General features: G+C 62.1%; 6 protein-coding genes. 3 read left to right on the top strand and 3 right to left on the bottom strand.

What is annotated here, in order from left to right; translation table 11 throughout:
* Window positions 1–299 precede the first annotated feature (299 nt).
* Window positions 300–1418, bottom strand: coding sequence for a 6-phosphofructokinase (locus R6U20_RS00905; RefSeq protein WP_410335989.1), 1119 nt, complete (start codon window positions 1416–1418; stop codon window positions 300–302).
* A gap of 180 nt (window positions 1419–1598) precedes the next feature.
* A complete protein-coding gene (locus R6U20_RS00900) occupies window positions 1599–3329 on the bottom strand; it encodes an outer membrane protein assembly factor (protein ID WP_410335988.1) in 1731 nt (576 codons plus the stop codon).
* 92 nt (window positions 3330–3421) lie between these two features.
* Here R6U20_RS00900 and R6U20_RS00895 point away from each other — a divergent pair, with 92 nt between their 5' ends.
* The 3 genes from R6U20_RS00895 (at window position 3422) to msrA (ending at window position 5629) form a co-directional block, all read left to right on the top strand.
* Window positions 3422–3775, top strand: coding sequence for a hypothetical protein (locus R6U20_RS00895; RefSeq protein WP_410335987.1), 354 nt, complete (start codon window positions 3422–3424; stop codon window positions 3773–3775).
* A gap of 48 nt (window positions 3776–3823) precedes the next feature.
* Entirely contained in the window at window positions 3824–4441 is a 618-nt protein-coding gene (msrB, locus tag R6U20_RS00890) for a peptide-methionine (R)-S-oxide reductase MsrB (protein ID WP_410335986.1), read from the top strand.
* Between the two features lie 513 nt (window positions 4442–4954).
* Complete coding sequence (gene msrA / locus R6U20_RS00885) at window positions 4955–5629, top strand: peptide-methionine (S)-S-oxide reductase MsrA (protein WP_410335985.1); 675 nt, start codon at window positions 4955–4957, stop codon at window positions 5627–5629.
* 264 nt (window positions 5630–5893) lie between these two features.
* On the opposite strand, the gene R6U20_RS00880 is transcribed toward msrA, so the two are convergent.
* Window positions 5894–7297: an alpha-amylase family glycosyl hydrolase gene (locus tag R6U20_RS00880; RefSeq protein ID WP_410335984.1), complete on the bottom strand. Its 1404-nt coding sequence runs from the start codon at window positions 7295–7297 to the stop codon at window positions 5894–5896.
* Between the last annotated feature and the right edge of the window lie 447 nt (window positions 7298–7744).

Raw genomic sequence — 7744 nt, 5'->3', positions numbered from 1 at the left:
ACTATTACCAGGAAGTGATTGCAGATCCTGTGGATGAAAACAGGGTGTACCTGATGGATGTATATACCCGCGTTACAACAGACGGAGGTAAAACATTCAATATCAGGGGTGAGAGAAGCAAGCATATAGATAACCACTGCCTGTGCCGGCCCGGGGTACGCGTTTAGCGACTCACCGCATGAGACGCCAATAGCGTTCGGCACAAGATAGCCGGGGACGCAAGCGGTCCCCGGGCGTTCATTGAAGCCCGCTAAACAGATACGGCCCGGGCGTCTCAATCCAAGAGCAGGGCGACCCAACTACGGCATAATCGTTGCTTCACGCATGCACACATCCAGATCCGTCACGCCAAACGAGGTGCCCATAGCCACGCCCGAGGCGATGAGCGGGGCGTTGCGAGGCACAGTGCGCGTTTCGTCGGCCACGTCTTCGAGCGGAATGTGCGTAAAGCGGCTTTCCTGACGCGCGACCATCACGCCGAAGATTTCTTCGGCTACTAGCTCAGCCGCGTGTGCGCCAAAAGCTGTGGATAGCGTACGATCGTACGCGGTGGGCGTGCCGCCGCGTTGCATGTGCCCCAGGATCGAGGTGCGCACCTCACTCTCAATGTGCGGCTTAATCTGCTCGGCCAGCGCCTTGCCAACCCCGCCCAGACGCAGCGGATCGTGGCTCTCTTCTACACGCTGGCTTACGGTAAAGGAGCCACCTTCAGGCTTGGCGCCCTCCGCAATGGCGATGATTGTAAACTGCCGCCCCCCTTCCTCGCGTTCCTGGCAGACGCGGATGACCTCGTCTACGTCGTAGGGCAGCTCTGGAATCAAGATGATGTCGGCTCCGCTGGCCACGCCCGCGTGCAACGCAATCCACCCGGCGTAGCGGCCCATCGTCTCCACGATCATCACGCGGTGATGGCTCTGCGCGGTCGTGTGGATGCGGTCCATCGCCTCCGTGGCAATGTGCACGGCCGTGTCGAAGCCAAACGTGCGGTCGGTGCCCATCAGGTCGTTGTCGATGGTTTTGGGCACGCCCACAATGTTCATCCCCAGCTTCTGCAGGCGATGCGCGATCGACATCGTGCCGTCGCCTCCAATGGCCACAATCGCATCCAGGTTAAGGCGCTCATACACCTTCAGAGTACGCGCCGACACGTCGGCCCCGCCGCTGGCGTAGTATTCAAATGGATTTGCCTTATTGCTCGCCCCCAGAATGGTGCCGCCCTGCGTTAAGATGCCGCTTACATCGGGCGATTCGAGCGGCTGCGTATCGCCCTCGATGAGCCCGCGGAATCCCTCGCGAATCCCTACAACTTCAGCGTTGCACTGCGACAGCAGGCTCTTCGTTACAGCACGAATGACGGCGTTGAGTCCGGGGCAGTCGCCCCCGCCGGTGAGTACGCCAACACGAAGTGGATTTGACATAGATCTTTGGTGTACAGTTAGGAATAGGTAGCGGATGCGACGGCTTTGCCTGATGGCGATGCGCCTCGCACATTCCCAAGTATCGGCATCACACCGGGTAGCGTCAAGCGGAGGCGAAGGTCTGGAGCCGTTCCCACCAAGGATTCGCAGAGCCGGGGTGCTGATGGTCGCGCCTTCCCCCTACAACGCCACCGCCAGCCCCACGTGCACCCGTCCGTTGGCGGGACTGCCGTCGTCGGGGTTCATCGCATAACTGATGTTGATGCGCCCAAGTCCGGTGCTGAGCTCGGCCCCAATCCCCGCACTCGGATGCCACGACCGCCGCCCTGGGCGTTCCTCCCCCGAGCGCCCTTCAAGAGCGGGCCGGTCTACGCCTCCGATCTCAGCAAATGCAAACACAAACGAGACGCGATCGACAAGGAGGCGGTACTCCGCAAGTCCGCGCCCGACCACGCGCCCCGAGAAGCGATCCTCGTCGTATCCCCGCAGCGACTCATACCCGCCCAGCCGAAACAGATCGCTCGGGTCGTAGGTATCGGCCAGCAGCGCCTGGGCTTCGGCCCCCAGCACCAGCGTGTGGCGTATCCCCAGTGGCCAAAAGGTGCGTAGATGGCCGTCGAGGCGCGTTTGCTGTGAGGTGGACTGCGAGCGCAGGGTGTCGCGCTCAACCACCGTGCGGCGGGTGCGCTGCTGGCGGCCCTGCTCCACAAGCACATCTATTCGCAGCCCCTGGCGCGGCGCGCGGCGACGGTCGGTCTGATCGATGCGTAGGCCCACCCCGCCCAGCCACACCTGACTGCGGGCCACGCGCTGCGCCCCGTCTTGCAACGATTGCCCTTGCGGACCCGGGCGCGTCACGGAGCGGCGCACGGTGCCGCGCAGCTGCCAGTCGGGCCGCACGTCGTAGCCCAGGCTGGCCCGGTAGGTGCGTGCGCTATACGACGAATCGCGCTGCTCGCCCGCAAAGACGACCTCAGCATCGAGCGCCTTCCCCAGCACGAACGGATCGCGCAGCCGCACATCGACTGTGCTCGAGCGGCCCGGGCGGCGGTCCAGGTCGAGATCCGCCTCGCGTCCGCCGCCGAACAGGTTCTCCAGCTCCAGCCGTCCGGATCCCACAAACGAGGTGCTCTCTTCTGCGCCGCCCTCAGGGAGAACGCCCACCACCAGGTCGAACACGCCCGGCGGACGCTCCTCCAGCGCAAAGGTGAGCGTGGCCCCGCCGTCGGGGTCTACCTGCAGGGCGGGAGCCTCAACCTGCGAAAACAATCCCGTGTCCTGCAGCGCGATGCGGAGCGCCTCGGGATCGTAGTTGCGAAGCGGGGCCTCGTACGTCAGTCCCGCCGCCCGCGCCACGTAGGCAGGATTCGTACGCTCGGCGCCGTCCAGTTCAACGGCCTTCAGCCAGAGCTGCGGGCCCTCGTCGATGGCCAGGGTCACAGCAACAGCGTGCTCGCCCACCGGATCGATCGTCTCTACGTGCACGGTGGCGAGCGGGTAGCCCTCAGTCCGGTATGCCTCCTGAAGCGCGCGCAGATCTGCGTCGAGCATGTACTGATCGAGCGGCTCGCCTGCACGAAGCTGCATGGCGCGGCGGAGGGCGGCCTCCGAAAGCGCCTCGTGGCCACTAAGCTGAACGGCATCGACGGTTGTTTGCGAGCCGCGCGTCAGGTAGAAGGTGGCGTGGGGGGGCGTGTTCGTGTGCACGGTTGCTGAATCGACGGTGGCACGCAGGTAGCCCTGCCGCTGATAGTGCCGCGTGAGGGCTTTCGCTGCAGCGCGCACCGAATCGGCAGGGGGCGGGTCCACAAGATCGGGCCAGTCCGCGGCGTCACCATCAACCACCACCGCCCAGCGCTCCGGGTCTGCATTCCCCAGACCGCCCGGCTCCTGTGCTGCGGCCAACGACATCGTTGCGCCGCACCAGGCCATGCAGAGCAACCCAACTCGTATGCATCGGTATATGGTACTGAACATTGCTTGTCCACCCACGCTTTGTGCCTGTGCGTACTGCTGTTGCTGCGTTTTCGTGCTGGATGGCGCTCCTTGGGCTTGGCATGATGCCGCCTCCCTTCCAACCTTCGCCCTCGCCGGGTGTTGCGCCCGCCGACACCATGCGCGTGTCCATTGCAACAGGCAAGGTGCTCACCACCATGCTGCCCGAAACCGTTGGCGAAACCACGGTAGAGCGCTATCGCCTGGTAGAGGGGCCGCCCTTCAGTGGCGTGGCCCGCCGCTCGCTGGTCTGGCCCGCCGCCGATGCCGATCCGGGTACCTACGATCTGGTGCTGGTACCCGCCGTCGAATCGCCCGCCGACACGCTTGTTGTACAGGTTCAGGTGGAAACCGACGGGTAGTGCCGGGCCTGCATATCGCTCGCATCGTCCACATTCCCAACGCTGCTTATGACTCGTGCTACCTTCTTGAAGGGACTTACTGTTGCTCTTGCCGCGCCAGGCGTGTTTGTTGGATGCCAGCGCGGACAGTCGGCCCCTGGCGCTTCCGCAGCCTCCGACACGCTACAGGTGGCCCCAGCCCCACCCGATGCCCGTGTCTTTAGTGAGGGCATTCAGTCGGATACGCTGCACGTGCATCCCCCCGTAGAAACGGTGGGCGAATCCACCCGCACCGCCGACGCATGGCGCGAACTGGTCGACGATGAGGCCTATCGTATCCTGTTTGAAGCCGGCACCGAGCCGCGTTACAGCAGTCCGCTCCTGGAAGAGGAGCGCCGCGGCACGTTCATCTGCGCGGCCTGCCACCTGCCGCTGTTTCCGTCATCGACCAAGTATGAGAGCGGCACCGGCTGGCCCAGCTTCTGGGCTCCGCTCGACGGACGCCTCGGCACGAAGCGCGACACCAGTGCGGGTATGGTGCGCACCGAGTATCACTGCGCTCGCTGCGGCGGGCACCAGGGGCACGTATTCGAAGACGGCCCCGACCCCACCGGACTCCGCTACTGCAACAACGGCTTGGCGCTGGCTTTCGTGCCTGAAGGCGAATCGTTGCCGGAGTTGCGGTAACCGCCGCCACCTTTCGGACCGAGGACCGTCGGCAGCAGGAGGGAAAATGGATTGTAATATACTTCCGCCCCCCTGCCCTCGACTACAGTACACGACAAAACCTGAGCAAGCTTTCACAGAATCGGTATTCCGGATTCCCCAGCATGTCATTCCGAGCGCATGCGAGGAATCTCTCCGGAATGGACGGAATCAGACCAGAGGAAAACAGCGATCAGCCCTTGGTTCCGCTGGATTCGAAGAGATTCTTCGTACAACAGGCATGACCTCCGGCCCTCGCTGCGCTCCTCAGAATGACTAAAACCTGGGTGTGTGAAGGAGCATGTGAGTTTTGTCATGTACCATGGCCCTCGACAGAATATCGGAGAGTGATGAAATGATAAATGGCCGTGCTAATAAAAAACTATCGCTGTGTCCAACGGTCCCCCGTTGGACGCCTCCCGAGGCAATTGGGCATCTGATAGTCGGGCTATCCATCACAAACCGCTCCCATTCAAAACCTACCCCCCCACACCCATGCGAACGCTGCTCCTTACGCTTCTCTTGGCCATCACCACGCTGCTGCTGGGCTGTGCCGACGCCTCTTCCACGCAGTCCGACGAGCCCGCTGATACGCCCGACGTGGACATCAGCGCGCTGGCGCAGCCCGACACCGCTACGTTCGCGGGCGGATGCTTCTGGTGCATGGAGCCGCCGTACGACAAACTCGACGGCGTAGCTGCCACCATCTCCGGCTTCTCCGGCGGCGATGTCGAGAACCCTTCCTACGACCAGGTCACCGGCGGCGACACCGGACACACGGAAGTGGTGCAGGTCATCTACGATGCCGAGGTTGTCGATTACGAGACCCTTCTGGAGGTTTACTGGCGCAACATCGACCCGCTCGACGACGGAGGCCAGTTCTGCGACCGTGGCAACAGCTATCGCCCGGCCATCTTTGCGCACAACGACACGCAGCGCGAACGGGCTGAATCCACCAAGACCGATGTGCAGGAGCGCTTCGACGAGGAGGTCGTCGTGCCGATTCAGCCGTTTGAGGCGTTCTATGCTGCTGAAGACTACCATCAGAACTACTACGAGAAGAATCCCGGCCACTACAACCGTTACCGCCAGGGCTGCGGACGCGATGCGCGCCTGGAAGAGCTCTGGGGCGATGAGGCGGGCGCTACGTATCTGACATCGGATTCGTGATTCTCTCTTTTGGATCTCCTCCACCTCCGACACGGCCGTTCACCTGGCGGGTGTCTGCTAACGGAGCAGGAGATGGTTCGGCTACGCTCACCATGACACCACGGTGCGGGTCGTGGCACGTTGCGATTGCGGGCGTGTCGGGTCATGTCGTCCCGCGCTTTCCGTCAGCAACGGCTGCCCCACGCGATGGCCCGCACGCACCACGTCTACATCATGAGCAACCGGCACCGCACCGTGCTTTACATTGGGGTGACTGGCGATCTGTCACTCCGCCGCCCGAAGAATCCGGTGCCCATACGGCGCGAGGGTGAAGCCGTCGGGGGTGAGGGATTCGCCGGAGAACACATCCGTCCATGTGCGTCCCTGATGATCGCTGGGCAGGTCGATCTGCACCTCTTCATCCCGCACATTAATGGCAACGAGAAGCTCCTCGTCATCCGCTTCGCGCCGGTAGAGCAGAGCGTCTTCGGACTCGGGGGTGAGGATGTCGAGCGTGCCGCGGCGTAGCGCCTCGCTCTCGGTGTATACCTCCATGTACTCGGTATAGAACGGCATGAGGGTCGTCTCGGCCTCCCAGTCGTAGGGTGTGGCCTCGAAGAAGGAAACCGTGTCTTGCACGCTCAACTCCTGTCCGTTGTAGATGAGCGGCACGCCGGGCAGCGTGGTAGCAAAGACAAACGCCGTCTTCGCGCCTTCCTGTCCGCCAAAGAGAGCGGGCGGCGGGGCGTCCCATGCGGTTTCGTCGTGGTTGGTTGAGAAGCGCATGCGCATGGCTCCTTCGGGAAGCTCCTCATCCACGGATTCGATGGTTTCTACGAGGTCGGGAAGTGAATGCTCGTCTTCCCAGGTTTCGACCATTTCGCCATAGAAGGGCCACGCGTAGGTGAGGTCAAAGCCTGCGTCGTGCATCTCGGGCTCTGCATCTTCAGCCAGCATAAACACCGGATCTTTAACGGCTTCGAGCGAGTCGATGGCACGGGTCCAGAAGTCGTTAGGAACCAGGCCAGCGACATCGGCGCGATAGCCGTCAATGTTATACTCGCGGACCCAGTACTGCATCATCGCGATCATTTCGTCGCGCAGCTCCGGGTTATCGTAGTCGAGCTGCACCACGTCGGTCCAGTCGGTCGTGTCGCCATCGAGCACGGGTACGGTAAAGCCGTCGATGGGGCCGTCTTCGTACCATTCGGGGTTTTCATCGAGCCACGGGTGGTCCCAGGCGGTGTGGTTGGCCACCAGGTCGATAATAACGCGCATGTCACGGGCGTGGGCCTCGTCGACAAACGCGCGGAAGTCTTCCTCTGAGCCGTAATCGGGGTTTACGGCATAGTAGTCGCGGATGGAATAGGGCGAGCCGAGCGGGCCAATGTCGGTCTTGGCGCGCTCTTCGCCAATGGGATGGATGGGCATGAGCCAGATGGTGTTGATGCCCAGTTCTTCCAGATGGTCAAAGCGCTCCATGGCCCCCTGAAAGGTGCCTTCCTCCGAGAAGTCGGGGATGAACATCTCGTAGATGACGGCATCGTCGACCCAGGCAGCTGTATCAAGCGGGGCGGGGTCATCTGGTGTCTCATCGGGGGGCGCGCCCGAGTCGCATCCAACAACGAGGAGGAGCGCAAGGAGTAGTGTTGCGCAAAAAGCACGGAGTGAAGCACGGCGGGTAGGCATAGACAGTCAAGGAATGCGCAGAAGAAAACGAAGTCGGCAGGTGGACTTCGAATATAACGTCCAGACGGGACGCTGTCTACCCGTGCCGTAAAATTGTTCTGCAAGCGGCTAAGTGACCTCAACAATGGTTTTGGGGATTGCCGGGTGGATTCCCCTCCATCCTACCTGTCCTCCCCGAGGAGGAAGGAACCGTGGAAGGCGTTCCTCAAGTCCCCCTCAGAGGAGGGGGATGTAGGAAGAGGGATTCCGAAAATTATATAGAGCAAACACTTATGTGAAGCGTAGCATCGTGCAAATGAGCGCGTGTATTAAGTAATACCAGGTGCGAGACTTCGATGTACACGTTAGGTTGGAGGCCGCCCGGGATATTCTTCCGACAGCGTACGTGTTTAGCGCAGGAAGAAACAGGTGCAAACGCATTGCCCGAAGCCGCTCCCCTGGAGAGGG

The organism is Longimonas sp., assembly GCF_046498435.1.
Taxonomy (GTDB): domain Bacteria; phylum Bacteroidota; class Rhodothermia; order Rhodothermales; family Salinibacteraceae; genus Longimonas.
This window is presented reverse-complemented; position numbering and strand designations above follow the sequence as displayed.